We start from the raw sequence: 26,030 nt of genomic DNA on the forward strand, positions 1-26,030 counted from the left end.
AAATTAGCACTACAAAAAGGTACATTCTATTGCGTCAACCAACCAGCGCCGTCTGGCGCAATTGACACATGAACGTTCAATATCATCGACCTGCTCATCTTCATCGTCATCGATAAAACCATCGCACTGGTCAGCCTGCTGCCGGGCGAGGCGGTAATCCTCCCCCTCAATGGCCAGCTGCCAACGCCCCTGGCTTAACACAAATACTCTTTGCATATATCCCTCGTTAAATAGGTACCTTAATAGCGTTTCAGCTGTTGCTTGCGCGCGTTACGCCAGCATCCCTGATCCCGATAGACCAAGAGCGAAACCTGATGATCGCGATAGACAGCCTTCACCTTGCCCGACAGGAGCAGCGTCGTCTTGAAGCAGAGTAGCTCACCACAGTCACTCAACACCCTGTCGACCCCCGTCTGTTCGATCACCTCTGCGACCGAGAGAGCAACCTCGCCCTCCTCAAGACCTGGCAAGGAAAACTGGCCCTTGATGCGACCATCGTTACCCTGAAGTCGCAGCCCTAAACCCGCTAAGGCACCAATCACCCCTTGTCCCGTGCCGCCATGTTCGCTCAGGTGTACCCCGAGACGATCGGCCAGCTCATAGGCCTGGGCCTTGGTTTTCACTTCTACCTTGGCCTGCTCACCAAAGGCAATCAAGGCCTCGCGATCCAGCGGGCGGTGAAGATCTAACAGGCCGAGGCCCGGATCGGACGCCGCGGCGCTTTGACTGCGCAGATGCGCTGTGGCGATCGTCAATATCTCATCTTGGGTCTTAGTGGTGCGCACCTGAAAACACATGGCGCTATTGTGTGAGGTATAAGGAATATCCGGATGCACATAGAGCTGATGCCGGGTTACAAAAGCGCAGCGACTCAAGTGATTGTCGCTTAACAACTCCGCTATCTCTTCGGCAATCTCCCCCGTACCTTTGGTCCCTATATCATCGGTATCGTCGATACACACCAACCAAGATCTCAGACCCACTTCTCTTGCCATCACTAAAACTCCTCTCTATCTAATAGATCATGGCTTCTAAGCCGCTCCAACACGCCTGGCACTATCACCGCCGCCAGCACAGCAAAACAGCTGCCAAACAGCAGGCTTTTGGCAAATTGCACCGCCACCACCTGAGCGCTCAGTCCGACCAATGCCCCTTCGATCAGCCCCTTACTGGCCCAAGCCAGGGTCGCCACCAGCGCCAATATGATGCAGCGCCACTTAAGTGACATCAGCGCAGGAACCAAGAATAAACAGAGGTCCATGGCCAAAGCTGGTAAACCAAACTTCACTAACAGCAAAGGGCCTCCTTTGCCCACCCCCAGGGTCATGGCCATCATCCCGGCAAGCAAACCACAGGCACTGATGGCGCCGCGCTTACCCACGGCGCCGTAACAGATCAGATAGAAGAAACTCATCAGAAACATAGAGTGACCCGACAAACCAAGCTTTAGTCGTAATACTCCCTTCAGAGCCACCAGCAAGGTGGCACAGAAGCCGATAAACAAGGCGTCATGTAGGTTAAAACCTTTGTTATTCATCATGATATATCTCACTCGTAGGGCCAATGGGTCGGCTTGCGAGCACGACCAAACTGGCGCAGTTTGGCCGCGGTAGCCATCTGCTTGGATAGTTTTAATAGCTGGATCAACAAGGGATACAGCACACAATAGATCAGCTCTTGCCAATTCTGGGGGCGCCACAATGCCTTAGGCTGAATCTTGGCGCCGCGCATGACCTGCATCTGATAGATCTCCCGCGTCTCCTGTCCCAGATAAGGCAAGAGACCAAAACAGGCACCCAGCACGAAGGCCCATTTGCTTGGCAAACAATAGCTAAGCACCTCGCCAATCCGCTGTGGGGCGCAGACGATGGACAACCACCAGCCTGGGATCATGGCCAATAAGATCCGCGTCACCGCTATCACCCCCTCGGGCAAACGCGCTGCGCCGTGTAACAGGAGATAGAGCAAGCTGGTGATCACTAACTGACTGATAAATATCACCGCTAGCCCCTTTAGCCGTCCCCCAAAATAACGCCCCTGCAGCAGAAGCAACGCATTGATAAGGCCAAGATAAAGCAGCCACCCCTGAGGCACTAAAAACGCGCCACCAGACAGCGCCAAGACCAAGAAGATCGCCAATGCGCACCAAGTGACATCATTGATGACAAAATATCGCTCAGCAGCACCATGAGCGCTTTTTAGGGCTCGCGCCCCTGACCGCCTAGCCCACACTGGAGAAGGCCGGTATCGCACCGGCGCCCCGGTTTTCCAAGCTCTGCAGATGCCCTTCAGCCACCTGCCAGACGCGATCGACAGGCAAGGCGTCTATCGGCCTGTGGCTGGCCACCACCACAGCGGTTCCCTGATGACTAAGCTTGAGGATCAGGTCCACTATCTTGGCGCTAAAATAGGCATCTAACCCTGCAAAGGGATCATCGAGCAACAAGAGTTTCGGCCTGAGGCAGGCAAGAGAGGCCAAGGCAATCAAATGCTGCTGACCGTAAGAAAGCGTATGAGGTGAATGACCCGCCAAGGTAGTTAACCCGAGCTGGCCAAGCATCTCGATCGCCCGCGCCAAAGGCAGGCCATAACGCTTGAGGCTAAACTGCATCTCTTGCAGCACGCTGTTTTCAAATAGCTGCCGACTCGGCCGCTGATGCAGCAAGGCCAGATCAGCCCCATAGCGTCCCAGCTTAGGTCGCACGCCCAATACCTTGATCCCGATAGGGGCGATATCGGCCTGAATACCCGCCAGACACTTCAGCAGGGTGCTCTTCCCACAGCCATTGTCGCCCACCAGGGCAGCGATCTCGCCGGGGAACAAATAGAGCCCCTTTGCATTGAACAGTTGCTGACCACCATGAAAAGCCAAGCTAAAACCTTGGCTGTCGATAACCGGCGCACCGAGGAATGGCCCAGTAGTCTGACGCCAACATAGTGACTCTCCTTGAAACGTTTGCTGCAACAGGGCCAGCGGCTGCAGCTGCCTCTTAGTCAGATGCCACCTATGGGTCACCAACTCGGCAAAGACGCCTCTGTTATGCTCAACGATCAGCAGGGCCAGCCCTTCACGCTGCAGCTGCACCAGCACCTGTGATAATTCTCGCACACCTTGGTCGTCCAACTGGGCCCAGGGTTCATCCAGCAGCAAGATATCAGGCTTAAGCACCAACTGAGCCGCGATCATGAGTCGGTATCTTTGCCCCAGTGAGAGACTAGCGATGGGAGTATTCAGGCTAATATAGAGGCCGACGCGTCTGAGGGCAGAACGTACCTGCAACAGCATCTCGTCACTGGCCACGCCTAAGTTTTCCAGCGCAAAGGCCACCTCGGCGCCCAAGGTCTGACGCAGCAGTTGCACGTTGGGGTCTTGCATCACGACGCCCAGGGTCACGCCTTGGCCGATAAGGCGCTCTCCCTCCCAGGGGCGATCTAAGATCCCCAGCAGTAAGCGCAGCAAGGTTGACTTACCACACCCAGTTGCGCCGTGAACAAGATGACACTCACCGCGCTGCAAGCTCAGGTTCAGATCCTCAAACAGCGGCGCGGCCGCTGAGTGAAAACGAAAATCAACCTGACTAAGTTGCATCAAGGCCATAGCAGATGTCCTACAGCTGCCAGTTCACACCAAGGAACACCTGACGACCCGCTTGGGGCAGCCCCTCGCTCTGATAATAGCGTTCATCGAGTAAGTTGGTGGCTCTGAGGTAAAGCGATAACGCATCCCCAGCAATAGGGTGACTCAGCTTGAGATCAACCAAGGTATAGTCATCCAGCGACTTCTCCATCAGCAGTTTCTTACCGGCGACCTTCTCTTGGGCCTGATAAACCTGGCCCATGATATGTTCGATGTTGAAATGGATACGGGTCGCAAAGCTAAACTCATAATCTGCCTGCAGCCTGAGCTGATGACGCGGACGGTACTCTAAGTTCTCCAACCCTGGCGCCGCATCTCTGTCTTCGCTGTCTAAGAAGCTATAGCCGAAGCTGAGCGACAAGTTGTCGATGCTCTGATCACGCACCAGCAAATCGACCCCTTTGAACTGATAACGCCCCATGTTCTGATAGATGCCATCGACATCCTTGGCAATATAGTTATCGGCGTCGGTGTAGTAAGCCGCCAGACTAAGGTCCGTATTGTGCCCCAGCCCCTGTGCCAGGCTCAGCTCAAGATGTTTAGAGATCTCAGATTGTAGATCCTGATTACCCGATGACAACGAATAGAGGTTACGCATAGAGGGAAAACGCACCTTACGGGCCAGACCTAAATTGATGCGCGTCGCCTCAGCAGCCTGCCAATAGGCCGAGGCCTGGGCCGAATAATCTGATTCATCCTCACGCACACGCTGCTGCTCGTGTAGGGCGCCGCCCAGACTGGCACCAAAATGAGCCTGTTGATACTGATATTCAGCCGCCAGGGTGTATAGCCAGGAGCTATCATCGAAGGCCTCGGCGCCCCCTGAGCCATTACCCGAACCTGAACCCGAGCCACTACCTGAACCGCTACCGCCACCAGTACCCGAGCCAGTGCCCGAGCCAGAACCCTTGCCTGAACCGCTATCAGCATTATTGTCATCCAGCTGTTTGCTGCTGGACTCCCAGCTCTGGTGCTCGGCGATCACGGCGCCGGTCAGCAGATGCCCCTTATCAAAATCGGCAATTAACTGAATATTGCCGCCACTCACCACAGAACGACCATCAAGCGTCTGCTGCAAAGCCTCGAAGCTATCGTCCAGATAGCGTGTTTCCAGCACATCCGACTGATTCTGATAAACAAAGCCCCTCAAGGTCAGCAATTCATTGAAGCTATGGGCCACGCCAAGCTGCAGAGTATGTTCGTCATAATCATCGACGCGCTCAAACTTCGCCTTGCGACTTGTGGTGCCATCTAGGGTAGGCTTGCCCCACTCACCGCTACGCAGGCTCACATTCGCCATCAGCTGGGTACTGTCCGACAGCCAATAACTGCCCTGAGCAAACAGGTTATTCACTGTCTTGTCGCTGTTGACCCGTGTATCGCCTTGTTGCAGTTCGGTATCCGGCTGGTCGTCAGACACAGGCCAGCCATCGCTCTGCTGACGGGAGAACGACACCAGCCCCTGCCAGCGATCACCAGATCCAGCAAGGGTGACGTCGCCATTAAAGGTATCATTTTCGCTGCCCTCGAGATGGCCAGAGAAACCAGGGATATCGGCGCCTTGCTTAGTGCGAATATTAATCACACCGCCCGCACCGCCCGCACCATAAAGCACAGAGGTAGGGCCCATAGAGACAGTCACTGATGCAATTTGACTGGCAGGCACCACACTTGGATCGAATTGACCATCTTCGGCGCCGTTGGCGGGTACACCATTGATCAGGTAGATAACATGCCTGGATTTAAAGCCGCGTATATCCACCCTGGGCGTGCCTTGCCCACCGGTGCGCACATAAACACCCGGGGCATTTTTCAATATCTGGTCCAGACTCTGGGCGCCCGATGCTTGGATCTCAGCGGCGCTGATGCTCCAGGTACTGGTCGTCTGCTGCAACGGCGTCGGCTTTTCACCTTTAACCACTATGACTTCGGTAACATCTAATAGCGACTCATGCTTGACCTGTTCGGCCATCGCCTGTGGAGTGGCCGCAACGGCGGCCGCAATGAGTGAATATTTGAGAACTTCTTGTTTGTTTTTCATGCTTTTATCGCAGTGTGATTTCCCTATGGCCGTCATTCTTCCGGCTTACAGGCCTAGCAACAAGCTAACAAAACCCAAAAACAAACCCAGATCGACAAATTTGAACAACTTCCGTAAAAACATGATTGCGACACGGACATTTTGTCGCACAAGAAGCACTGGTTAGACAAAAATACACAGGAATAAAACGCTTACCCCTAAATATCTTAACCTCTCATTTCTTGGGCAAGCTCACAGCTTAACTGCCTGTAACTTGACAGGTTACAGCCGGCACATTAGTTTGTGGTAAAGATTCTTATTACCAATTCAGATAAGTCTCAACTTAGAGAGTTTGAAGTCCTTACCCGCCCTCAAACCAGGATACTTTTTACAAGGTTGGAGTATTTTTTGAGCGTTTCCTCGCTGCCACAGGCCATACAATCCCTAGCCCAAAAACTCGAAAAACTCGACATACACCAGCATGGTGAGCCGATTATTCAGTTGTCGGTGACGGCCTGTGTGATGCCTATGATCGCCTGGCTTGCCAGCCAACCTTGCTACCCCAGAATTTACTGGCATGGCCGCGATACTCAAGAGGAAGTGGCCGCCCTGGGCTGCTGTAAGGACTTTATTTTCGAAGATGCGGTAGACGACAATCAACTGTCTCAGGCCTATCAGAACCAACGAGCCCTTTCGACCAATCAAGAGATACGTTACTACGGTGGCGTAGCCTTCGATCGGCATACCGAGTGTTGGCCTGAGTATGGCCGCGCCCACTTTATTCTGCCCAGAATAGAGCTCAGACGTAGCGGCGACGAATATAAACTGTTGGTGAATCTGAATGTGGAAAATCGTGGCATTGAAGAGGAGCGCGCCCAGGCATTAGATGCCCTAAAGCAGCTTGTGCCACCCAGCCCACTGGCGCCACCCAATAAGATCCAGCTCTTGAGTCGTAGCGACAGACCCAATAAGCGTCGCTGGCATGAGCTGGTTAATCAGGTTACCCAGGATAAGTTTATTCAAGACACCCCCAAGGTGGTCTTGTCTCGCCTGACTCAGCTCGAGATTAACGAGCGAGTCGACCCATGGATGCTGCTCGCCAGTTGGCAGGGCCGCAACCAAAACAGTTTTCAGTTTGGTTTTCAATTTAGCCCGGATAGTGCCTTTATCTCCTGCACGCCAGAGCGGCTCTACCGACGCCGCCAGCGAGAGGTTTTCACCGAAGCGCTAGCAGGCACCACCACACGCGGCCTTAATGAGGCTGAAGATGCCATGCTGGCTCAGCAGCTCTTAGATGACAGTAAAAATAGTCATGAAAACCAGCTGGTGCGCGAACATATCGTGGCCGCATTGACCCCCCTAAGCAACTATGTGGGCGCCGACGAGCTGGCCAAGGTGTTCAAGTTAAGCCACATCCAACATCTGCACCGGGCGATACGCGCCGAGCTAAAACCTGGTGTGAACGACTTTCAGCTGTTACAAGCGCTGCACCCGACGCCAGCCGTTGGCGGTCTGCCAAAGGCTTCGGCCATCAACTTTATCCGCCAGCGTGAAGGCTATACCCGTGGCTGGTATGCTGGCGCCTGCGGCTATTTCAACAAGTATGAGAGTGAATTTGCGGTCGCTATTCGCAGCGCCTTAATTGAACCGGGTCGCATTAACCTGTTTGCCGGAGCGGGGATAGTGTCAGGCTCAGAGGCCGATGCCGAGTGGAATGAGCTAGAGAACAAGCTCAAGACCATATTATCCATTTTGACCGAAGTCTGATTAATGGGTTTGTGGCACCCGTGAGCGGTGGGTAATATAGGTCTCAAACAGCCTGTCCAACTCACCGCTGGCGAGCAGACGCAACATAGCCTGATTGAAACTCCGTTTTAGCCGCTTACCCTTCTCGGTTTGAGGGAAAACAAAAAAGACCTCAGGGTTGAGGACGTTTTCTTTGATCACATACTGCTGAGGCCGTTTTAGTTTGCTGGCAAGGCCCTGCAGTGAGCGCTTATAGTCGAGTACGGCATCAATTTGCCCGGCATTGACATGGTTAAGCATCTGCAAGAGATCGCTGCCCTCCTCATAATACATAGGCACCTTGATAAAAGTATCGTAGCGATACTCCAGCATCGCCTTCACCTTCTTTCTTTTAAGACTGTTGATATCTTGCCAGATAGCGGCGAGTTCCGGGGTCAGGGCAGCGTCAACCTGATCCACCTCTACCGGTAGATCACTGTAGTATTCTGGATTGACTTCATCTATGTAAAAGCCCAGTCCAACATCCACCTGTTGCAGCTTCACCATGTGAATCGCCCGAGAAAATGGCACATAATCTACCTGCAACTGCCATTGTGGCGTAGGAAAAACCTTTCGCATCAGTGCCAGATAATATCCATCACCATCTGGCGTGCTATAACCGGGCCAATTGCCTGTGACCACTTTGATCACTTCAGCCTGGCTGGGCTCGGCGTGAGCACTTGGCGTCAGTAGCCAGCAGGCGCACACACAGGCCAAGATGAAACGCCACACGCTCATGGACACTCCTAGAAATCATGGTAATAATCAATCAAGTGTAGACCCTTTACACCCACCCAGAGCGACCAAGGCAGAGAAATCGGCGCAAAAACCTTGCTCAATCAGGCTTAATGACTATAATTTGCCGCCCTGTCTCCAAGCCGAACACTTGGCGCCAGGCAATTAACAAAGGCATTAATGCCATAAGATTCACTTTAGCGGGTTCCCTCACCCCGCGTTAACTCACTAAAAAGGCCACAAGATGTTAATGTTATCCCAAGCGCAGATTCAGCGTGCGCTCTTGCTGCTTGTCAGCTTTCATATCGCCATCATTACCGCGAGTAACTATCTGGTTCAACTCCCCTTTCAGTTGTTTGGTTTCCATACGACCTGGGGCGCCTTTAGCTTTCCCTTCGTCTATCTGGCAACAGATCTCACCGTGAGGATCTTCGGTCAGCAGGCGGCACGAAAAATCATTTTAAGGGCTATGGTACCGGCGCTGTTTATCTCCTACCTGATCGGTGTGCTCTTTCATCAGGGCAGCTTTCAGGGTAGCGAATCGCTGATGCAGTTCAACAGCTTTGTGTTTCGTATTGCTTTTGCCAGTTTCGCCGCCTACCTGGTGGGCCAATTAATGGACATTACCGTATTTGCAAGGCTCAGACAGGCCAAGGCTTGGTGGGTAGCTCCTGCCGCCTCAACCGTGATGGGTAACCTTATCGATACTCTGGTCTTTTTCAGCGTGGCTTTCTATGCCTCAAGCGATGTCTTTATGGCCGAGCATTGGGTGGAAATCGCCAGCGTCGACTATGGTTTCAAGCTAATTGTCAGTCTGGGTTTGTTCCTGCCCGCCTACGGTGTGCTGCTGAAGGTGTTACAAGAGCGGATTTTGCGAGAAAACCAGCTTAAATCGCACAACAAACTGGCCTGACCAGTTGATTTGTACTATCATCGCGGCACTCAATTTTTCACCAATGCTGCGATGGTAGCGAGCAAGTTTGGAGAGCCTAGATGTACACCACAAGTATCGAACACCATACCCAATTGAGCGATGAGCTCATCGACACACTGATTGGTCTTAGCCAACAGGTACCTGAGTTCGATGCACGTCATCAGGCAGAGGAATATCGTGCCAGACTCAACGGCAAGACTTTCTTGGTTCAGTTGATCCGCATTCAGGGTGAGTTGGCCGGATATAAGATTGGCTATGGCGAAAGCAACGGTGAGTTTTATAGCTGGTTAGGCGCCATTGTGCCCGAGTTCAGACAGCTGGGACTCGCCAAAGAACTGATGAAAGATCAGGAGCGTTGGGCCCAAACACAGGGTTTCAATACCTTGGCGGTTAAGACCTATAACCGCTTCGCCAATATGCTACAACTGTTGGTCCAGCAAGGTTACAAAATTACCGGCCTGGAAAATACCAGTCAGCATATCGATGATAACAAATTGGTTTTAAACAAATTATTGAATTAGAGCAGGTTGTTTTCAATCTTTACATAGGAAAAGCTTGCAAACCTAAATGATAATTATTACTATTTAGGTGCGTTCCAAAGCTCAGTCTGTATTAAGCACTTCATCTCTGCTTTCTATGATGAGTTCGCAAGCACAACATTGCTCACACACTCTTTGTGGCCGGAATATCACTATTCCGGCTCTTTTTTTGCCAGCCTTTAAACCTCGCGTGCCTTCTTATCTATTCCACTCGAGAAATGCAGCCCTTCATAGGGCGGGTTAAATTGATCATCTATCGCCTTGTGATACAAGCCTATGGTAAACAGAGTGCCCTTACCCACGGTCGAACTCACCTCTATGGTGCCACCAATCCGTTTAATAATGCCGTAGCTTAAAGACAGCCCCAAACCCGTGCCGTCTTTACGTGTGGTATAGAAAGGATCGAAGATGCGCCCCAGCTGCTCCTCGGGGATCCCTTTACCTTCATCTTCCACCTCTATTTTCACCCCTATAGGCTCACCACCTTGCACCCAGTCATAGGTGCGGATCCAGATACGCCCCTGCCCATCCATAGCATGGGCAGCGTTAACCACCAGATTAATCAATACCTGCAATAACTGCGGCCGATTGACCTCGATAGGATAGCTGGCATTGAGATCTTGGATCAGCACAACCTCCTGCTTTCGGATTGAGTGGCGCACTAGAATCGCCATCTCCTCGACAATAGGTGTCAGCTGATGCATCTCCAGCGGCGCATTAAACTCGCCGGGACGACTGTATTGCAACAGGCTACGAATAATGGTGCTGATACGCCCTACCTGCTCGATAACGATATCTATCTCTTCCTCGACATCCTCAGCCTTATCTCCTAACTCAAACTTGAGCAGCTCCATGTTCCCCAAGATCACCGCTGTCGGGTTGTTGATCTCATGGGCGATACCCGCCGTCAGTTCACCCAGTGCAGTCAGTTTCTCGTTGGTCACCAGCTGTTGCCGGGTCTCGTTCAGCAGGGCAACGTTGCGCTGTAGCTCCTCCGTTTTCTCCTGCAGGCTGCGGGTACGCTCCTCAACCTTAACTTCCAGCTGCTCGGCCGCTGCCTGGATCTGCGAGTTACGGCGCTGCAAGAGATCCAGCATGCGGTCGAACTGCTCGGCCAAATTGGCCAGCTCGTTGTCGCGCTCAAGTCCCAGAGAGCCGATACGCAGGTTACGACCCGACTGTACCGCCTTCACCACATGGTGAATACGCTCTATGGGTTGCAGCAAGCTGTAGGCGCCGCGATAGACCAACAAGCCAGAGACCAACAGCACCAGCATAAGAATGGTGCCCAGCTCTATGATGTTCAACAGATAGTTGTGAATAAAGGGCGACTCAGAAAAACCTGTATAGATCATGCCAATACGTTCACCGCGAATATCTCTAAGTGGCGCATAGGCCGAGATAAACCAGTCGTTATAGACGAAGGCGCGATCGACCCAGAGTTGCCCCTGAACCAGTACCTTTTGTCTGACTTCCTCCGACACCAAACTGCCTAAGGCGCGGCCACGTTTCTCGCTATCTTGGGGAAAGAAATTCAACGGCACATTGGTACTGATGCGGGTATTGTCGAGGAAGATGGTTACAGTACCAATGGAACGCTCCGGCAGGGTGCCCTTGTCATACACGAGATCACGAATATGGTCGACAATGCGAATATCGCGATTTAATAAGATCCCGCCATCTAGGTACCAACCGACGCTACCGTCGGCACCGAAAATGGGCAGTAGGCTACGGCTCAACATGCCGCGTTTCTCCACATCCTTACTGGGCTTTTGCGATCTGGGTGTATCCACTAAGGTGATCACCGCTTCCTGATCTAAGCCTGGCGCCAATCGGGCAAGACGTTGTGGCTGGAGCACCATGAGGCCGGAGTATGGCTGGTTATCTTTGAGTTTAGGTAGCATGACCCTGAGATCTGGGTCCTGAGCCGCTTCCGACACACTGATAAGACGCAGAAAATCCAGATCCAGTTCAACCTGTTTCTGTTTCAGCAACGCCGCGAGTTTGGCCCTAGCCGCTTTGCTGTCTGTATCTATACTGCGGAAGTCGTTTTGAAACTCCCAGGACGCCCGCACCAGTTCCAGCTGATTTTCCTGCTTATCTTGCACTGAGATAAGCGTATTGCTGGCCACAGTCAGATCAGCCTTCACCTTCATAAACAGCTGCTTACCTGTGTAGCTGATGTTCCAGTAGATGGTAATAAATACCAGGCTGACCAAGGTCAATAGAATAGGAAGCAGAGTCAGTATCAAGATACGATAACGCACCTTAGCCTGCAGCTGTTGCCAGTTAACACCGAATATACGCGAGAAAAAAGACACGGTTATTCTTCCTCGTGATGGTTGAGATCAAACCATTCTTTATATTTGCGATCCAGCGTCTTGCGAGAGACACCCAGATCACGCGCGGCGGCAGACTTGTTGCCTTGGTGCAGATCCACCACTGAGGTCACATGGTGTTTTTCCACCTCTTTGAGGGACCAATCGAGAGGATAACCCAACTCGCCAGCCACCTCGGCCTTGGGCTGCTGTTTCCAATATTCTGCCGGGGGTTTACCCAACAAGATACAGCGCTCAATCATGTTGCGCAGTTCACGAATATTACCCGGCCACTCATGCTGTTGCAGCTTGAGCATATCTTCATGGCTCCACACCACCTCTTTGACGCCAAGCTCTGCAGCGAGCAGGCGGGTAAAGTGATGGGTCAGCTCCACCACATCTTCGGGGCGTTCACGCAGTGGTGGGATCACTATATCTAACACATTGAGTCGATAGAAGAGATCCCGACGGAAGTTGCCCTCCTCGACTTCGTCCGCCAGCTTGCGGTTGGTGGCCGCCAGCACCCGGACATCAATATTGATCTCTTTCTCGCTGCCCACAGGGCGTATAGTGCGCTGTTCAAGCACCCTGAGCAGGGCCGTCTGCATCTTCAGCGGCATCTCGCCAATTTCATCGAGGAAGATGGTACCGCCAGAGGCAAAACTAAACAGACCCTCCCGGTTACCCTTGGCGCCGGTAAAGGAACCCGCCGCATGGCCGAAAAGTTCGCTCTCCAGCAATTCAGGGGCGATAGCACCACAGTTAACCGGCACGAAAGGCCCTTGGCGACCACTTAACAGGTGTAACTGCCTGGCCACCAGCTCCTTGCCTGTGCCCGATTCGCCTTCAATCAGGATCACCGCATTAGTGGGCGCCACCCGTTCAATCACATGCTTGACCTCCATCATGGCATCACTGCTACCAATAATGGTGGAAGACTGGCCAATGGAGACTTCGCGGCGAAGCATCAGGTTTTCACGTTTAAGCAGACGGCGTTCGATACAGCGATCGACCGCCTTCATCATCTGCTCAAGGTGGAATGGTTTCATGATAAAGTCAGAAGCGCCAGCACGCAGGGCCTTAATCGCCACGTCCATATCGGCATAGCCTGTCATAAAGATGATGTCAGAGCGCCGTTCCTGATCGCTGAGGGCCTCATCCCATTCGATACCCGAACGACCTGGCAGGCGAATATCCACAATCAGCAGATCGAAGTGACAACGACTCCTGAGCTGCTCTGCATCTTCGACACTTCCCGCCGTTTCCACCAAGGCAAACTTCTTCGATAGCGCCTTCTTAAGAAAACTACGCATGCCGGGCTCATCGTCGACGATCAGCACAGATACAGCGGAAGGTAGGGGCTTCATCTCTTTATTAGCTTGGCTCATATTGTCTTCTTTAGGACATTTTGACTCACATTGAACAGATTCTAGCATCAAACATCGGCTAATTGGTCACCCTGAACCAGTAGAATCACGCCCTGGGACATAATGTCTGCCGACAATTTATTGAGCTTGCGATCTGCTTCACACTTTAGTAGCAACTTGTGAGCTTTTTTTACCAAGTGCCAAGCTGGCACCCTTCTTGCTGAATGGAGGGGCGTGAATAACTCATAACGAGCGTGGTTTCGGCAAGGCCGCGTGTTCTAGCACATGCCAAGGAGTAAAAATGTTAAAGCTAAAATCCATATTGAGCCTAGCGGTTGTCGCTAGCGCCTTAGTCCTGACCCCAGCCCATGGTGAAGAGGTGATTAAACTCGCCACGACCACCAGCACTGAAAACTCAGGGCTGCTGAAACACCTATTGCCTAAGTTTGAACAAGAGTCAGGCTATAAGGTTCAGGTGATTGCCACAGGTACTGGCAAGGCGCTCAAACTCGCTCGTCAAGGCGATGTGGACGTGGTTATGACCCACGCACCCGCTGCAGAAGCCAAATTCGTTAACGAAGGCTATGGCATCTTGCCGCGTGGCATCATGGAAAACGATTTTGTGATCTTGGGCCCGAAAAATGACCCAGCTAAGATCCGTAGCAGTAAGACAGCCGAAGAGGCCTTTGCTAAAATAGCCGATTCTGGCGTAGGCTTCATCTCTCGCGGTGACAACTCTGGTACCAATATGAAAGAGTTGATCATCTGGAAAGGTGCCAAGGTAGAACCTAACTTTAAAGGCTATCGTTCAGTTGGCCAGGGCATGGGTAAAACCTTGCTGATGGCGAACGAGCTGCAGGCCTATACCCTCTCAGATCGTGGTACCTTTGTCGCTTACAAAGCCAAAATGGATCTGGCGGTCGACTATGATGGCGGTAAGGCATTGGCCAACCCCTATCAAATCATGCTAATCAACCCAGAAAAATACCCAGACCTTAACCACAAAGGTGCTAAGGCCCTGAGTGACTGGCTGATTAGCAATGAAGCACAAGGCATGATTAACAGCTACACCGTACAAGGTGAGCAACTATTTAAGGCAACATATAGCGAATGAGTGAAGGCTGGTTAGCCCTATTGCAGCAGGCGTTGAGCCTGCTGTTTTCATTAGACCCCGATGTTTGGTCTATTGTCAGCGTCTCTTTTACCGTGTCTTTTGCGGCGCTGGCAATCACCCTAATCCCATCGTTGGTACTGGGATTTGTACTGGCGTTTGCGCGTTTTCCAGGGCGCTGGTTTGCCACGAACCTGATACAGACCATCCAATCTATCCCCACCGTAGTGATCGGACTATTGGTCTATCTGATGTTGACCCGCATGGGTCCGCTGGGAGACCTAAAGTGGCTATTTACTCAGAAAGGCATGATACTGGGTCAGATGATGATCTGTGCACCCGTATTAATCGCCATGAGTCAGGCTGCCTTTACCAGTGTCGACAAACGCGCCTGGGAAACCTCTCGAACCTTAGGCGCTTCCTGGCTACGTTCTGTCTGGCTGGTTTGCCGGGAACTTAAGGTGCCACTGTTGATGGCGATAGTCGCTGCGTTTAGCCGTATTCTGACCGAAGTGGGCTGCTCTATGATGGTGGGCGGGAACATCGCCGATGTGACCCGTAATATTCCTACCGCTATCGCCCTGGAAACCAGCAAAGGCGACTTCGCCCAAGCGATCGCCCTGGGACTCGTGCTGCTTATTCTGTCACTGGTGCTCAATTTCACCTTAGGCACCCTCAGAGGCCGAGCCGAACCGAGGAGCTTATAGTCATGGTCAAGATCATTGCTAATAACATAGAGATGCGCTTCGGCAACCGCTTATTGTATCGCTTCGAACGCCTCAGCCTTTCCCAGCACCAAACGATACACCTGCAGGGTGACAACGGCAGCGGCAAGACCACACTGATGAAGATGCTGGCAGGGCTGCAGGCCCCCAGTCATGGAAAGATTTACACCGAGGGCTTTACCCCCACCCCTTGGTGGCGCCGTAACCCTTTGCTCGGAAAAGCCGTTTACCTGCATCAGCATCCTTATCTATTTGATGGAACTGTGGCTTACAACCTCAACTATGTGCAGCCCCTGTGCGACCTGACAAAGCAGGAGATCGCCTCGCGAACCCAAACCGCAATCGACATGGCGCAACTCGGTGACTTGCTCAACCAGAGAGCCGCTAGCCTTTCGGGTGGTGAGCGCCAACGTTTGGCCATCGCCCGCGCCTGGATCATGCGCCCACAACTGCTGATGTTAGATGAGCCCACCTCCAACATGGATAAACTGTCTCAGCAACTGGTACTGACCATGATTAGTCACCTGAAACAGCAGGGCACAGGTATGCTGATCAGCAGTCACCAAACTTGTTCTCTGACCAGCCTTTGTGAGCAAACCTGGCAAATCCAGGCACAATCTATTCAGGTAAGCCCCTCGACACTCGATGAGCTTACCATCATCCCATCACAGCAGGAGCTGAGATATGTCACCGCAAATTGATGCCGTGATCCTTGCCGGCGGAATGGCCAGACGCATGGGCGGCAACGATAAAGGACTGGTCGAGTTAAACGATCGGCCTATGATTCAACATGCTATCGACAGGATAAAACCGCAAGTTAAGCAGATCCTGATCAACGCAAATCGCAACCAAAGCCGTTATGCTGAGTTTGGCTATCCGGTATTAAGCGATGAAGACTCGGGTTATCTGGGACCATTAGCAGGCATGATCACCGCCCTCGGACAAACCCAGGCCGACTATCTGATGGTAGTGCCTTGTGACTGTCCTTTGCTACCGACCGACCTGGTTCAGCGCATGCTAAGTGCGATTCAGGCCGAAGGGGCCGAGATGGCCGTGGCCAGCGATGGTAAGCGGGAACAACCTGTGGTGTTACTGATGAAACCTGCACTACGAGAGTCGATGAAAGCCTTCTTAGACGCCGGCGAGCGTAAGATCGATGTCTGGTATGCCAAACACCATTGCGTTGTGTGTGACTTTTCCGATCAGCCTAATGCCTTCGTGAACGTCAACACGCCAGAACAAAAACAACAATTATCTGAGGCAATTGCCCACTAAAACAGAGGTGTACATGAGCGTACCGTTTAACAATCCACTGCCGATCCCTGTCCTTGGATTTTGCGCCTACAGCGGGACAGGCAAAACGACACTACTGAAAAAACTGATCCCCGAACTCAATCGTCGTGGTCTACGTTTAGCCGTTATCAAACATGCTCATCACAACTTTGATGTGGATATACCGGGTAAAGACAGCTTTGAAATGCGCAAGGCGGGGGCTCGCCAGATGCTGGTCGCTTCCCATGTGCGTTGGGCCTTAATGACAGAAGATTTGGTAGAAGACGCGCCCAAATTACCCCACCTGCTGGCACAAATTGAAGCCGACAAGGTCGATATCGTTCTGGTTGAGGGCTTCAAAAAACTGGCGCTGCCCAAGATAGAGCTACACCGCGCCGCCCATGGCAAGCCTTTTATCCATACCCATGACGACAACATACAGGCCATCGCCTGCTGTGATGATACCCAGCTGCCTACAGACCTCAGACGCTTGGATATCAACGACGTGGGCCAAATTGCCGACTTCGTCATCGAATATGCCAACAACTGGCAACCTTGCAAGTCAACACTCCCCCTAGCCCCCGAATGCGGCTGTGAATTGGATACCAGCAAGACGCTGTCGGTCAGGCAAGGGATAGATAAGATCCTCTCCTATGTCACACCTGTCTCGACCACAGAAGAGGTGGCAATCGACGACAGCACAGACAGGGTATTAGCAGAAGATGCCATCTCCCCTGTCGATGTCCCCCAACACACCAATTCGGCGATGGATGGTTTTGCATTTGCCTACTCAGAGCCTATGTTAGACAGCTACCAACTGGTGGGTGACGTGATGGCCGGTCATAGCTATCAAGGTACGCTTAAGCCTGGTGAAGCGGTACGTATCATGACAGGCGCCCCCATGCCTGACGGCGCCGATACCGTGCAGATGAAAGAGATGGCCGAATACAGCGGCAACAGCGTGAGCTTCCAAGGCAATATCAGCCTGGGGCAACACGTACGCCAGGCCGGTGAAGATATTGCCAAGGACCATACGGCCCTTGCCGCAGGTCACAGACTCAAGGCCGCCCATCAGGGCATGTTAGCCTCCTTGGGCTTTGGCCAGCTCCCCGTCTATCGCCGTCCTAAGGTCGCGGTCTTCTCGACCGGTGACGAGGTATGCCAACCGGGTGAGCCTTTGAAGCCCAACTGTATCTACGACTCTAATCGCTTCACCATCAAATCCATGGTGAAACAGCTAGGTTGCGAGGTGATCGATCTTGGCATCATAGAAGATAACCAAGATGCCCTGGTCACGGCGCTACAAGGGGCGGCGCAGCAGGCCGATGTGGTGATAAGCTCCGGCGGTGTCTCTGTCGGTGATGCCGACTTTATTAAGCTGGCACTGGCACAGGTAGGTCAGATCAACTTCTGGCGCATCAACATGCGTCCGGGCCGACCATTGGCCTTCGGTCAGATTGGCGACAGCCTCTTCTTCGGCCTACCAGGCAACCCTGTTGCCGTGATGGTTTCCTTCATGCAGTTTGTTCAACCGGCCCTGCGTAAATTAGCAGGTGAGCTGGAGTGGGCGCCAACATTAGTACCGGCTGTGGCCGACTGCACGCTGCGTAGTCGCACTGGCCGCACCGAGTTTACCCGCGGCGTCTACCACCTTGGCAGCGACGGTCGCCTGCATGTCACCAGCACAGGCGCCCAAGGCTCGGGCATGTTGAGCTCAATGGTTAAAGGCAATTGCCTTATCGTGATCGCCGAGAAAGATGAGCAGCTCAACCCAGGCGATACCGTTTACATTCAACCCTTTGCCGATCTTTTATAGTGGACAATAGCATTAGCCAGGCGGACGAGCCCATCTTGTCCGCCGCAGTAGGTGATTCTGTATGAGTTTGATAGTCGATACCTTTGGCCGCACGGTGGAATATCTCCGCCTCTCGGTAACCGACAGATGCGATTTTCGCTGTGTCTACTGTATGAGCGAAGATCCCTGTTTTCTCGACAGAGAGCAGGTGCTTAGCCTGGAAGAACTGGCCTGGATAGGCCAGGCCTTTACCGAACTCGGTGTAAAGAAGATCCGCCTCACAGGTGGTGAACCTTTAGTGCGCACCGACTGCGATCAACTGGTGAAACTTCTGGGACAACTGCCCGGCCTGAAAGAGTTGTCCATGACCACCAATGGTTCACGCCTGAGCAAATTTGCCGGCAAGATGCGTGAGGCGGGACTGAGTCGACTTAACATCAGCTTGGATACCCTGAAACCTGAACTCTTTACCCAATTGACCCGCAACGGCAACCTGGAGCGGGTGATACAGGGGATCGATGCCGCCAAGGCCGCAGGCTTTAACCGCATCAAGATCAACGCCGTGATTCTGCGTGGTCAGAATGATGATGAGGTACTGGATCTGATCGAGTTTTGTCGTGAGCGGGAACTGGATATCGCCTTTATCGAAGAGATGCCCTTAGGCATTATCGACGAGCGCAAGAAGAGCCGTCACTGCAGTAGCGAAGAGGTCAAGGCGATCATCAGCCAGCGCTACCCGCTGAGTGTGTCCGATAAGCGCACCGGCGGCCCAGCGCGCTACTACACTATGCCCGGCAGTTCGATACATGTAGGCTTCATTTCCCCCCACAGCAACAACTTCTGTCACGAGTGCAACCGGGTACGGGTCACGGTTGAGGGTCGTTTACTCCTCTGTCTGGGCAATGAAAACTCGGTAGATCTCAAGGCGATCGTTAGAGAACACCCCGGCGATATCGGGCGTCTTAAACAGACGATTCTTGATGCGATAAAGCTCAAGCCTAAGGAACACCATTTTGGCCCTGAAGGTGATACCCAAATCCTCCGCTTCATGAATGCCACCGGCGGCTGATGCTCTGGGCCATTTTCGATGATAGACTCTAAAGCATCTTATACTTATTGATTCTGACTCGAGATGGCCCTGACCCGAAGAAAATGGAATAACATCATCATCTTCGCCTCCGTCGCTATGGTGGGCATACTGACCTTTTTAGATGGTCAACGCCAGACGATACCGGACGATGCCCAGCCGCTCTTCGATAAACAGGCCCCTCTGTTTCAGCTGCAATATGACGATCTCTGGCTGGCTCAGCAAGGCTTTGGCTGGCAATGCGACCCTAAGATAATCAACTGTCGCCAGTGGGCCGAGGCCTGGAGTGGCATTTTAGTCTCCCCTATCGCCAAACCGGCAGACTTAGCCACACCCGCCCATGAGCTGGTGATCCAGATCCGTGACATAGAGACGCCACAACTCTGGCTTATCTACCCAGAGGCAGGCCTGCTCAGTTCACCGGCGGGTAACTGGTATCAGATCCCACCTAGCCTACGCCCACAGCTAGAGCCGATCCTCAAACTCGATAATCCCTAAGCAAGCTAAACGAAGAGATTAATATGCCCGAACTCCCCGAAGTCGAAGTAACCCGTCAAGGGATCTCCCCCCACCTGCTCGATCAAGAGGTCACAGGGTTAACCGTGCGCAACGCATCCTTACGCTGGCCAGTCCCAGAGATCGCCCAGCAGATAGTCGGGCAGACCATCAGAGGCATACGCCGCCGCGCCAAATACCTACTACTAGATACCGATGCCGGCACCACCATAGTCCATTTGGGCATGTCGGGCAGCCTGCGCATATTGCCCAAGTCGACGCCGGTGGAGAAGCATGACCATATCGATCTCGAGCTTGCCAGCGGTAAGGTGCTCAGGTTTAACGACCCCAGACGTTTCGGCGCCTGGCTATGGTGCGAGCTACCGGAAGCCGCTCACCCCTTGTTGGCTAAACTGGGACCAGAGCCCCTGCAGTCTGGCTTCAATGTCGACTACCTGGCTAAGGCATTGGAAGGCAAGAAGAAGGCGATAAAACTCTGCCTGATGGACAATCATATCGTGGTGGGTGTTGGGAATATCTATGCCAACGAAGCCCTGTTTGCCGCCGGTATTCACCCGCAAACCGAGGCAGGCAGAATCGATATGGAGCGGCTCACTGTGCTGGTCGCCGAGGTAAAACAGATCTTGGCCCAGGCGATTAAACAGGGGGGCACCACACTCAAAGACTTTACCAACGCAGAGGGTAAGCCCGGTTATTTCGCCCAGAAGCTGCATGTCTATGGCCGGGGCGGCGAAACCTGCACCCAGTGTGGCAACCTGCTCAGCGAGATCAAACTCGGCCAGCGCGCCACCGTCTTCTGTGGTCTCTGCCAGCCTAGGTAGCGTTATTTTGACCCGCTAGGTCAATCAGGCAATAAAAAAGGCTGACACTCTGTCAGCCTTTTTGTTATCTCAAACAGGTTTAGAAACGATACTCATAACTACCGAATAGGGTGGCATTAGTATCAGTTTCGTCGGCCTCAAATTCTGACTGAGAAACAGTGCCACCCAGGCTCATCATCCCCTTCCAGATCGGCAAGCGATAGCTTAATTCCAGCATCAAGAGATCTTCCTTACGCGGCTGAGGTGCCCACTCGCCACCACGGTTCTTGCCATCTTTATTTAGCTGAGCGAAACGCAGCAGAGAGGTAAAGCCATGACTGTTGGCAAACTGGCCGATAAGCCCTAAGACATAAACATTGGCATCACTGTCATAGGTACTGCCGAATGAGCGACCATAATAGCGCGAACCACTCTGGTAAGTACTGTGCTCATAGAAACAGTTAAAGGCGTTCTGATTTTCACCACAGGCCACCATGGTATCTGAATACTCAAAGAACAACTTATACTGCTGAGAATCGAACTCGAAACGTGTGTCGGCGCCGAACAGCTTGGCACAATCGGCAAGATCCCACGGCATCGGGCCGCTAGAATCTTCACAGGTGCGCTCTAAATAGATCCCCACAGGCACATCGAACCAGGTATCGGCATAGCGAATATCAAAGCCTGCCATCTGGTTGCCTATCTTAGACTGCAGTGCAGGATCACAGCTCGGCTCGCCATTCACACAGGTGGTATTACCGGCAATCGCATCTAACAGAGTAGATAAACCACACTCCTCGCCCTCACCGCAAAACATAGTGGTCCAGGAAAGCCCCAGCTCTAACTGGCGCAGCGGCCTGATGGTGCCGCGAAAGTTCCATAGCAAAGGATTGGCGACGGCACGCTCCTCTTCGAGATAACTGATCCCTGTCGTCAGAGTCCAAGGGCCAATCCAGGAGAGCCAAGGGGTTTCAAACGCCGCGGCGTTATTACGGCTAAACATTAAACTAGGCAAAGGGCGGGCATTATTGGAACGATGAAGCGCGGTATCAAACCCTGGCCCCCACCATTGCTCTATCGCACCGGCGGTTACCATCCAGTTGCCCAAGGCAACCGCAAAATAGGAATCATCCAGACGCACCTCTTTCTCATCGAAAGGATCATAGTGCGCCGAGGCGGCCAGCTTAAAGGCAAACCTGTCCCCTAAATATTCATAGGAGGCCTGCAGATCAGCTTTCTCTCGATAATCAGAGCCAAAGTGCTGAAAACGAGCGGGATCGCTGCCGCCAGCAAGCTTAATACGGGCATTACCACGATTCTCGACTGCATTGCGGTAATAGAAATTCACCCTGGCAAAAGCGGTGGCAAGACCCGGCGAAAGCACAGAGGGCTCTACCTTACTCAGATCGCTACCAATACCCGACCACATCAAGGGATAGGTGTTAACAGGAACCGTGATCACCCCCGCATCGGCGAGCGCCTGAATATCGGCTCTAAGATAGATATCGGAAACATCGACCCAAGGGGCCGAATTGGCTAAGGAGGAGAGCAACAGGCCTAAGGCCGCAACGCCTCCAACAACATAAGCGCGAACTTTTTCCATCATAACGGGCAAATTAATCCTTTTTTTGCAGCGCTTTGGCTACTTCTTCATGCACAAACTGACTGACATCACCACCATGTAATGCCACCTCTTTCACCAGGGTCGAAGAGATAAACGAATTCTCTTCGGCCGGAGTTAAAAACACGCTCTCCAGATCGGCGCTCAGGCGCCTGTTCATATTGGCAAGCTGAAACTCATATTCAAAATCAGATACTGCCCGCAAGCCACGCACTAACACGCTGGCATTTTGCTCCTTGGCAAAATCCACCAGCAGGCCACTAAATCCCACAACCTCAACGTTGTCCAGATGCTCAGTCACCCTTTTGACCAGTTTAACCCTTTCGTCCAGGCTAAATTTGGGCTGTTTAGAAGGATTAGCCGCTATGCCGATCACCACCTGCTTAAACAATTTAGCCGCGCGCTCGATAAGGTCGGTATGACCGTTAGTGACAGGGTCAAATGTTCCAGGATAAATCGCTTTGGTGTGCATCTTTCAAAAACCTAATCTGAGGGTCTAATGGCGCATAGTTTAACGAGTTTCCCCCAGGTATTGAACCACTGACGTCGAATTGTTTATTGGTGAAAAAATCACGAAAAGCGACATTCTGTATCAAGGGTGTACAAATGCCACGGGGGAATGTTTGGTAAGCAGTCACCGATGCCAGGACAAGCAGGATAAACCGTCATTCAATACACAGCAGCATTAAGCCTCTCAAAAGATAAATACCTATGATTAAACGCGGTATGGGAGGCTTCTAACCTTAGGCTAAGTATGCGGGAAAACAGCGGGTTAACCTTAACGGCAGCCCATAAGCCAATGCCAAGATAAGGCGGAAGTATCACTGTGTGATCAAAAGCCCCAGATAATCTAATAGAGGCTTTTATTATTTAATTTCCTTAACTACCTCAATCAGTTGAGTAGTTGAAATGGCCGGGGTTCGCGGTAAATAGACCACTTGGCACAATGATTTAAGATGATCAAACTTCCCTTGCCAGTCATCGCCCATCACAAGGCAATCAGCCTTATGCGCCTTGATATAATCAGCCTTTAACTCGAGTGACTCCTCCAAAAACACCTCATCAACACAGGCAAGTGCCTTAACGATGCGCATTCTGTCACGTTCGTTACAGATGGGATATCGCTGCTTCTTGGAGAAGTTCAGCGCGTCCGACGAAACCCCCACCGTTAGGTGATCACCAAGCTCTCTGGCGCGCTCGATAATGTTGAGATGCCCGATATGAAACATATCGAAAGTCCCGAAAGTAATAATTCTCATGAAGCCTCTTCGGATAAAAGATAGTCGACGATTCGCTGGCTACAGTGGCCATCAACCTGACCGGCTAACTCTAAGGTATATTGAGCTCGCTTTGCCGCATATGATTCGGGCTCAGCGATCTGCTGATCCACTACCGCCTTGAGCTCCTTGTAGGACGCCGCGTGTGCCGCCACACCAGCGTAGCGATAAAGATCTTCATCCATGCGATTTTTAAAACGAAAACTTAAGATGCCACGATAACTCCAGCGCAGATGATAGAAATCGCACCAGACTACAGGCTTATCCAGGGCCGCAAACTCAAATAGGGCCGATGAGGCATCACTGATCAAGAGATCCGCACTGGCCATGAAAGGCAATAAATTCGCTTGCTCCACCGGCGCCAGATACGCATTATCAAAGGTACCCCAGTGTTCCAGCAGACGTTTCTGCTTCTTATAGCTGGGCTTGCTCAACGAAAAATAATGTGGCTTAAGTAATATGTTGTATTCGCTAAAGGCACTAGGCCAGTCCTTAGCCATCTTCTCTATGCTGCTAGGGTAGAAGGTGGGCGCATAGAGCAGCGTCGGCTTGGCAGGATCGAGCCCAAGCGCCGCAAGGTCTAGTCCCTTCTCACAGCCCTGCACGATAGGATCTAACTTAGCGTAGCCTGTATCGATAAAGTTTTTTTGGGGATATAGCTGCTGCAGACGCTTGAGGCGATATTCCCCCTCGACAAAGCGCACATCCATATCTGATTCGGACACTGTGTAATAGCAAGCTTTAGGCCCGATACCATGTTGCATCAGCGCCGTTTTGCAACAGCCCTTTAGCTTAGTGGCGGCATCAAAACTGTTGCCGAAGATCACCCAGCTCGGTTTCTCCGTCAGGTAGTAGGCCAATGCCTCTTCCTCAGAGTTAACCCACTCGACTTCTAACTCATGCTGCGCTACCAGCGCATCGAGGGCTGCCTGCTGATCTTGGCTGCGATAAATAACGAATCGCACCGCTTCACCCCGAGCCTTCAGCTCCTGCATAACGGGCAAATACTGCGGCAAGTAGTATGGATGCAGAACATCAAAACAGATCACTATCAATCTTCTCGCTGGTTATCGAAACCTAAGGTTTAGCTTGATTGTGCAGCGGCACCCCGCCACCAAACACTTATCAAGCAGACACTAAGTCTATCAATGGGCATACTGGCGCAGATTGTAACACATTCCATTAATACTACAGCCCATTTGTCGCGCAGCCGCGTGAAACCATGACAAAGCCCATGATATCGTGATCTGTCACCCACAGCTTGCCCATCCTCAAGAACAATTAACAAGGGCAAGGTTTTCAGTGTCATCAAAGCCATGTATCCTTAGGCCAACCTCATTATATCGGCTAGGGCACAATGTCTCTTATACCACTTGAGCGATTAGCACAGGCAAAAAGACTCCTCTTTATATCACCACTGGCACTGGGCGACTTTCTCTATCTCAAAACCTTTTTAGCGGCCCTTAAGTGGCAGAACCCGCATCTAGAGGTAGATATTTGGCTCGATGACAATCGAAATAATCAAGATAGCTGGCGCTTATCCCGCAGCAAGATCATGCTGCAATGGATAACAGCCGAGCCCGCTTTCAGTCGCAGCTATGGCTGCTGCGACAGCAAGGCGATGCAAGACAGTCAAATCGAGACCGCCAAGGCGCTAAATTATGATTTGGTGATCACTCACTCAGGTAGCAAGAGTGAACAGTTCTCCCAGCTCGCCAGGCGCATCAGTCCCAAGGGATTTATCGTCACAAGCCTGGCCAAGTCTAAATTTGGCGGGCTGCTCGATGCATGGTTTTTCCGTCACAGCGACAAGACCTTTAAGATAGACGTGGATGCCCTCGGCGAGCAACACCACATTACCGATCGCTACTATCAGCTACTGCACCGCATTACAGGACTCACAATGAAAAAGCAGGACTTTATGCCCTCTTTAACCATTGCCCCTGAATTTGTGCAAACGGTTAACGATTGGCTTACGAAACAGTTTAACGCTAGCGCCCAGGGCCCTGTGTATTTCCTCAACCATCTATCGACCAATAAGAAGCGTGACTGGCATCAATCACAACTCTTTGAATTGATTGCACGCATCACAGAGCAGTCACCCGACAGTCGCTTTATCGTCAACAGCACGCCTGAAAACTATGGGGCGCTCAAAGACGCTATTGCACAAGAGAAACAGCTGGCTAACTCGCATGTCGCCGTGTTTACCGTCGAGAACAATTTCTTCGAGCTTCCGGCCTTAATAGCCGCCGCCGATAGAGTGATCACGGTCGAAACCGCCATCATGCACTTTGCCACCGCCAGCCAGCGGCCGCTTATCGCCATGATGCGCCAGAAAAAACCTTACTGGGCACCGCCGGAAACCGCGACCTCAAAAGTCCTGTATGCCAATACGGGCAAGGGATATGTTAGCGATATTAGCGTCAATGAAGTGATGGCAACGCTCGCCCAAGTTCAAGCATCTTGTTTACCTTTAAGCTCATAACAGCCA

25 protein-coding genes are annotated in these 26,030 nt (G+C 52.1%); 12 read left to right on the top strand and 13 right to left on the bottom strand.

Annotation, left to right across the window (positions count from 1 at the left end; translation table 11 throughout):
• Positions 1 to 9: 9 nt before the first annotated feature.
• The 6 genes from CFF01_RS18190 to CFF01_RS18215 all read right to left on the bottom strand — a co-directional run bounded on the left by CFF01_RS18190 (position 10) and on the right by CFF01_RS18215 (position 5,678).
• Positions 10 to 216, bottom strand: coding sequence for a hypothetical protein (locus tag CFF01_RS18190; RefSeq protein WP_088905727.1), 207 nt, complete (start codon positions 214 to 216; stop codon positions 10 to 12).
• Positions 217 to 239: 23 nt separating this feature from the next.
• The gene (locus CFF01_RS18195) at positions 240 to 977 is read right to left on the bottom strand and encodes a DNA-binding protein (protein WP_088906002.1); all 738 of its coding nucleotides are present in this window, start codon (positions 975 to 977) and stop codon (positions 240 to 242) included.
• A 20-nt stretch (positions 978 to 997) separates the two neighbouring features.
• Positions 998 to 1,537 (bottom strand): core component of ECF transporter, encoded by a 540-nt coding sequence (locus CFF01_RS18200; RefSeq protein WP_088906003.1) that lies wholly within the window; start codon positions 1,535 to 1,537, stop codon positions 998 to 1,000.
• 11 nt (positions 1,538 to 1,548) lie between these two features.
• A complete protein-coding gene (locus CFF01_RS18205; protein ID WP_232479477.1) occupies positions 1,549 to 2,139 on the bottom strand; it encodes an energy-coupling factor transporter transmembrane component T in 591 nt (196 codons plus the stop codon).
• A gap of 82 nt (positions 2,140 to 2,221) precedes the next feature.
• Positions 2,222 to 3,598, bottom strand: coding sequence for an ATP-binding cassette domain-containing protein (locus CFF01_RS18210; RefSeq protein WP_088905729.1), 1,377 nt, complete (start codon positions 3,596 to 3,598; stop codon positions 2,222 to 2,224).
• Positions 3,599 to 3,608: 10 nt separating this feature from the next.
• Complete coding sequence (locus CFF01_RS18215) at positions 3,609 to 5,678, bottom strand: TonB-dependent receptor (RefSeq protein WP_088905730.1); 2,070 nt, start codon at positions 5,676 to 5,678, stop codon at positions 3,609 to 3,611.
• Positions 5,679 to 6,065: 387 nt separating this feature from the next.
• On the opposite strand from CFF01_RS18215, the gene CFF01_RS18220 reads away from it, so the two are divergent.
• Entirely contained in the window at positions 6,066 to 7,424 is a 1,359-nt protein-coding gene (locus CFF01_RS18220; RefSeq protein ID WP_088905731.1) for an isochorismate synthase, read from the top strand.
• On the opposite strand, the gene CFF01_RS18225 is transcribed toward CFF01_RS18220, so the two are convergent.
• On the bottom strand, positions 7,425 to 8,180 hold the full coding sequence (locus tag CFF01_RS18225) for a substrate-binding periplasmic protein (protein WP_088905732.1): 756 nt from the start codon (positions 8,178 to 8,180) through the stop codon (positions 7,425 to 7,427).
• 241 nt (positions 8,181 to 8,421) lie between these two features.
• On the opposite strand from CFF01_RS18225, the gene CFF01_RS18230 reads away from it, so the two are divergent.
• Together CFF01_RS18230 and CFF01_RS18235 are read left to right on the top strand one after the other, a co-directional pair.
• Positions 8,422 to 9,090, top strand: coding sequence for a 7-cyano-7-deazaguanine/7-aminomethyl-7-deazaguanine transporter (locus tag CFF01_RS18230; RefSeq protein WP_088905733.1), 669 nt, complete (start codon positions 8,422 to 8,424; stop codon positions 9,088 to 9,090).
• A gap of 80 nt (positions 9,091 to 9,170) precedes the next feature.
• On the top strand, positions 9,171 to 9,632 hold the full coding sequence (locus CFF01_RS18235; RefSeq protein ID WP_088905734.1) for a GNAT family N-acetyltransferase: 462 nt from the start codon (positions 9,171 to 9,173) through the stop codon (positions 9,630 to 9,632).
• A 197-nt stretch (positions 9,633 to 9,829) separates the two neighbouring features.
• Here the strand turns inward: CFF01_RS18235 and CFF01_RS18240 are convergent, their stop codons facing one another.
• Positions 9,830 to 11,971, bottom strand: a complete 2,142-nt coding sequence (locus tag CFF01_RS18240; protein ID WP_088905735.1) for a sensor histidine kinase — start codon at positions 11,969 to 11,971, stop codon at positions 9,830 to 9,832.
• 2 nt (positions 11,972 to 11,973) lie between these two features.
• On the bottom strand, positions 11,974 to 13,404 hold the full coding sequence (locus CFF01_RS18245; protein WP_088905736.1) for a sigma-54-dependent transcriptional regulator: 1,431 nt from the start codon (positions 13,402 to 13,404) through the stop codon (positions 11,974 to 11,976).
• Between the two features lie 232 nt (positions 13,405 to 13,636).
• Between CFF01_RS18245 and CFF01_RS18250 the strand changes: the two genes are divergently transcribed.
• From CFF01_RS18250 to mutM, 8 genes are all read left to right on the top strand, one after another.
• A complete protein-coding gene (locus CFF01_RS18250) occupies positions 13,637 to 14,449 on the top strand; it encodes a substrate-binding domain-containing protein (RefSeq protein WP_088905737.1) in 813 nt (270 codons plus the stop codon).
• The gene (locus tag CFF01_RS18255) at positions 14,446 to 15,153 is read left to right on the top strand and encodes an ABC transporter permease (protein WP_088905738.1); all 708 of its coding nucleotides are present in this window, start codon (positions 14,446 to 14,448) and stop codon (positions 15,151 to 15,153) included. Before CFF01_RS18250 ends, CFF01_RS18255 begins: the two co-directional genes overlap by 4 nt.
• Positions 15,150 to 15,872, top strand: coding sequence for an ABC transporter ATP-binding protein (locus tag CFF01_RS18260; protein ID WP_232479577.1), 723 nt, complete (start codon positions 15,150 to 15,152; stop codon positions 15,870 to 15,872). The genes CFF01_RS18255 and CFF01_RS18260 overlap by 4 nt, the downstream gene beginning before the upstream one ends.
• Positions 15,856 to 16,446 (top strand): molybdenum cofactor guanylyltransferase MobA, encoded by a 591-nt coding sequence (gene mobA / locus CFF01_RS18265; RefSeq protein WP_088905740.1) that lies wholly within the window; start codon positions 15,856 to 15,858, stop codon positions 16,444 to 16,446. The genes CFF01_RS18260 and mobA overlap by 17 nt, the downstream gene beginning before the upstream one ends.
• 13 nt (positions 16,447 to 16,459) lie before the next feature.
• Positions 16,460 to 18,259: a bifunctional molybdopterin-guanine dinucleotide biosynthesis adaptor protein MobB/molybdopterin molybdotransferase MoeA gene (locus CFF01_RS18270; protein WP_088905741.1), complete on the top strand. Its 1,800-nt coding sequence runs from the start codon at positions 16,460 to 16,462 to the stop codon at positions 18,257 to 18,259.
• Between the two features lie 61 nt (positions 18,260 to 18,320).
• Positions 18,321 to 19,307: a GTP 3',8-cyclase MoaA gene (gene moaA, locus CFF01_RS18275; protein ID WP_088905742.1), complete on the top strand. Its 987-nt coding sequence runs from the start codon at positions 18,321 to 18,323 to the stop codon at positions 19,305 to 19,307.
• A gap of 63 nt (positions 19,308 to 19,370) precedes the next feature.
• Entirely contained in the window at positions 19,371 to 19,823 is a 453-nt protein-coding gene (locus CFF01_RS18280) for a hypothetical protein (RefSeq protein WP_033540355.1), read from the top strand.
• Positions 19,824 to 19,846: 23 nt separating this feature from the next.
• Entirely contained in the window at positions 19,847 to 20,662 is an 816-nt protein-coding gene (gene mutM / locus CFF01_RS18285) for a bifunctional DNA-formamidopyrimidine glycosylase/DNA-(apurinic or apyrimidinic site) lyase (protein WP_088905743.1), read from the top strand.
• Between the two features lie 79 nt (positions 20,663 to 20,741).
• Here the strand turns inward: mutM and CFF01_RS18290 are convergent, their stop codons facing one another.
• The 4 genes from CFF01_RS18290 to CFF01_RS18305 all read right to left on the bottom strand — a co-directional run bounded on the left by CFF01_RS18290 (position 20,742) and on the right by CFF01_RS18305 (position 24,588).
• A complete protein-coding gene (locus CFF01_RS18290) occupies positions 20,742 to 22,247 on the bottom strand; it encodes a capsule assembly Wzi family protein (RefSeq protein ID WP_088905744.1) in 1,506 nt (501 codons plus the stop codon).
• A 10-nt stretch (positions 22,248 to 22,257) separates the two neighbouring features.
• A complete protein-coding gene (coaD, locus tag CFF01_RS18295) occupies positions 22,258 to 22,734 on the bottom strand; it encodes a pantetheine-phosphate adenylyltransferase (RefSeq protein ID WP_088905745.1) in 477 nt (158 codons plus the stop codon).
• Between the two features lie 394 nt (positions 22,735 to 23,128).
• On the bottom strand, positions 23,129 to 23,521 hold the full coding sequence (locus tag CFF01_RS18300) for an adenylyltransferase/cytidyltransferase family protein (protein WP_033540359.1): 393 nt from the start codon (positions 23,519 to 23,521) through the stop codon (positions 23,129 to 23,131).
• Entirely contained in the window at positions 23,518 to 24,588 is a 1,071-nt protein-coding gene (locus tag CFF01_RS18305) for a CDP-glycerol glycerophosphotransferase family protein (RefSeq protein ID WP_198387095.1), read from the bottom strand. Before CFF01_RS18305 ends, CFF01_RS18300 begins: the two co-directional genes overlap by 4 nt.
• Positions 24,589 to 24,896: 308 nt before the next feature.
• Here CFF01_RS18305 and CFF01_RS18310 point away from each other — a divergent pair, with 308 nt between their 5' ends.
• Positions 24,897 to 26,024 (top strand): glycosyltransferase family 9 protein, encoded by a 1,128-nt coding sequence (locus CFF01_RS18310; protein ID WP_052125828.1) that lies wholly within the window; start codon positions 24,897 to 24,899, stop codon positions 26,022 to 26,024.
• Positions 26,025 to 26,030 lie beyond the last annotated feature (6 nt).

It is taken from the genome of Shewanella marisflavi (assembly GCF_002215585.1).
Classification (GTDB): domain Bacteria; phylum Pseudomonadota; class Gammaproteobacteria; order Enterobacterales; family Shewanellaceae; genus Shewanella; species Shewanella marisflavi.

Excerpts from the sequence above, each read along its gene's own strand:
- CFF01_RS18210 (WP_088905729.1), bottom strand. The coding sequence starts at position 3,598 with ATGGCCTTGATGCAACTTAGTCAGGTTGATTTTCGTTTTCACTCAGCG.
- CFF01_RS18300 (WP_033540359.1), bottom strand. The coding sequence starts at position 23,521 with ATGAGAATTATTACTTTCGGGACTTTCGATATGTTTCATATCGGGCAT.
- CFF01_RS18190 (WP_088905727.1), bottom strand. The coding sequence starts at position 216 with ATGCAAAGAGTATTTGTGTTAAGCCAGGGGCGTTGGCAGCTGGCCATT.
- CFF01_RS18310 (WP_052125828.1), top strand. The coding sequence starts at position 24,897 with ATGTCTCTTATACCACTTGAGCGATTAGCACAGGCAAAAAGACTCCTC.
- mutM (WP_088905743.1), top strand. The coding sequence starts at position 19,847 with ATGCCCGAACTCCCCGAAGTCGAAGTAACCCGTCAAGGGATCTCCCCC.
- CFF01_RS18270 (WP_088905741.1), top strand. The coding sequence starts at position 16,460 with ATGAGCGTACCGTTTAACAATCCACTGCCGATCCCTGTCCTTGGATTT.
- CFF01_RS18245 (WP_088905736.1), bottom strand. The coding sequence starts at position 13,404 with ATGCTAGAATCTGTTCAATGTGAGTCAAAATGTCCTAAAGAAGACAAT.
- CFF01_RS18215 (WP_088905730.1), bottom strand. The coding sequence starts at position 5,678 with ATGAAAAACAAACAAGAAGTTCTCAAATATTCACTCATTGCGGCCGCC.
- CFF01_RS18280 (WP_033540355.1), top strand. The coding sequence starts at position 19,371 with ATGGCCCTGACCCGAAGAAAATGGAATAACATCATCATCTTCGCCTCC.
- CFF01_RS18250 (WP_088905737.1), top strand. The coding sequence starts at position 13,637 with ATGTTAAAGCTAAAATCCATATTGAGCCTAGCGGTTGTCGCTAGCGCC.
- mobA (WP_088905740.1), top strand. The coding sequence starts at position 15,856 with ATGTCACCGCAAATTGATGCCGTGATCCTTGCCGGCGGAATGGCCAGA.
- coaD (WP_088905745.1), bottom strand. The coding sequence starts at position 22,734 with ATGCACACCAAAGCGATTTATCCTGGAACATTTGACCCTGTCACTAAC.
- CFF01_RS18235 (WP_088905734.1), top strand. The coding sequence starts at position 9,171 with ATGTACACCACAAGTATCGAACACCATACCCAATTGAGCGATGAGCTC.
- CFF01_RS18225 (WP_088905732.1), bottom strand. The coding sequence starts at position 8,180 with ATGAGCGTGTGGCGTTTCATCTTGGCCTGTGTGTGCGCCTGCTGGCTA.
- CFF01_RS18290 (WP_088905744.1), bottom strand. The coding sequence starts at position 22,247 with ATGATGGAAAAAGTTCGCGCTTATGTTGTTGGAGGCGTTGCGGCCTTA.
- CFF01_RS18230 (WP_088905733.1), top strand. The coding sequence starts at position 8,422 with ATGTTAATGTTATCCCAAGCGCAGATTCAGCGTGCGCTCTTGCTGCTT.
- moaA (WP_088905742.1), top strand. The coding sequence starts at position 18,321 with ATGAGTTTGATAGTCGATACCTTTGGCCGCACGGTGGAATATCTCCGC.
- CFF01_RS18255 (WP_088905738.1), top strand. The coding sequence starts at position 14,446 with ATGAGTGAAGGCTGGTTAGCCCTATTGCAGCAGGCGTTGAGCCTGCTG.
- CFF01_RS18200 (WP_088906003.1), bottom strand. The coding sequence starts at position 1,537 with ATGAATAACAAAGGTTTTAACCTACATGACGCCTTGTTTATCGGCTTC.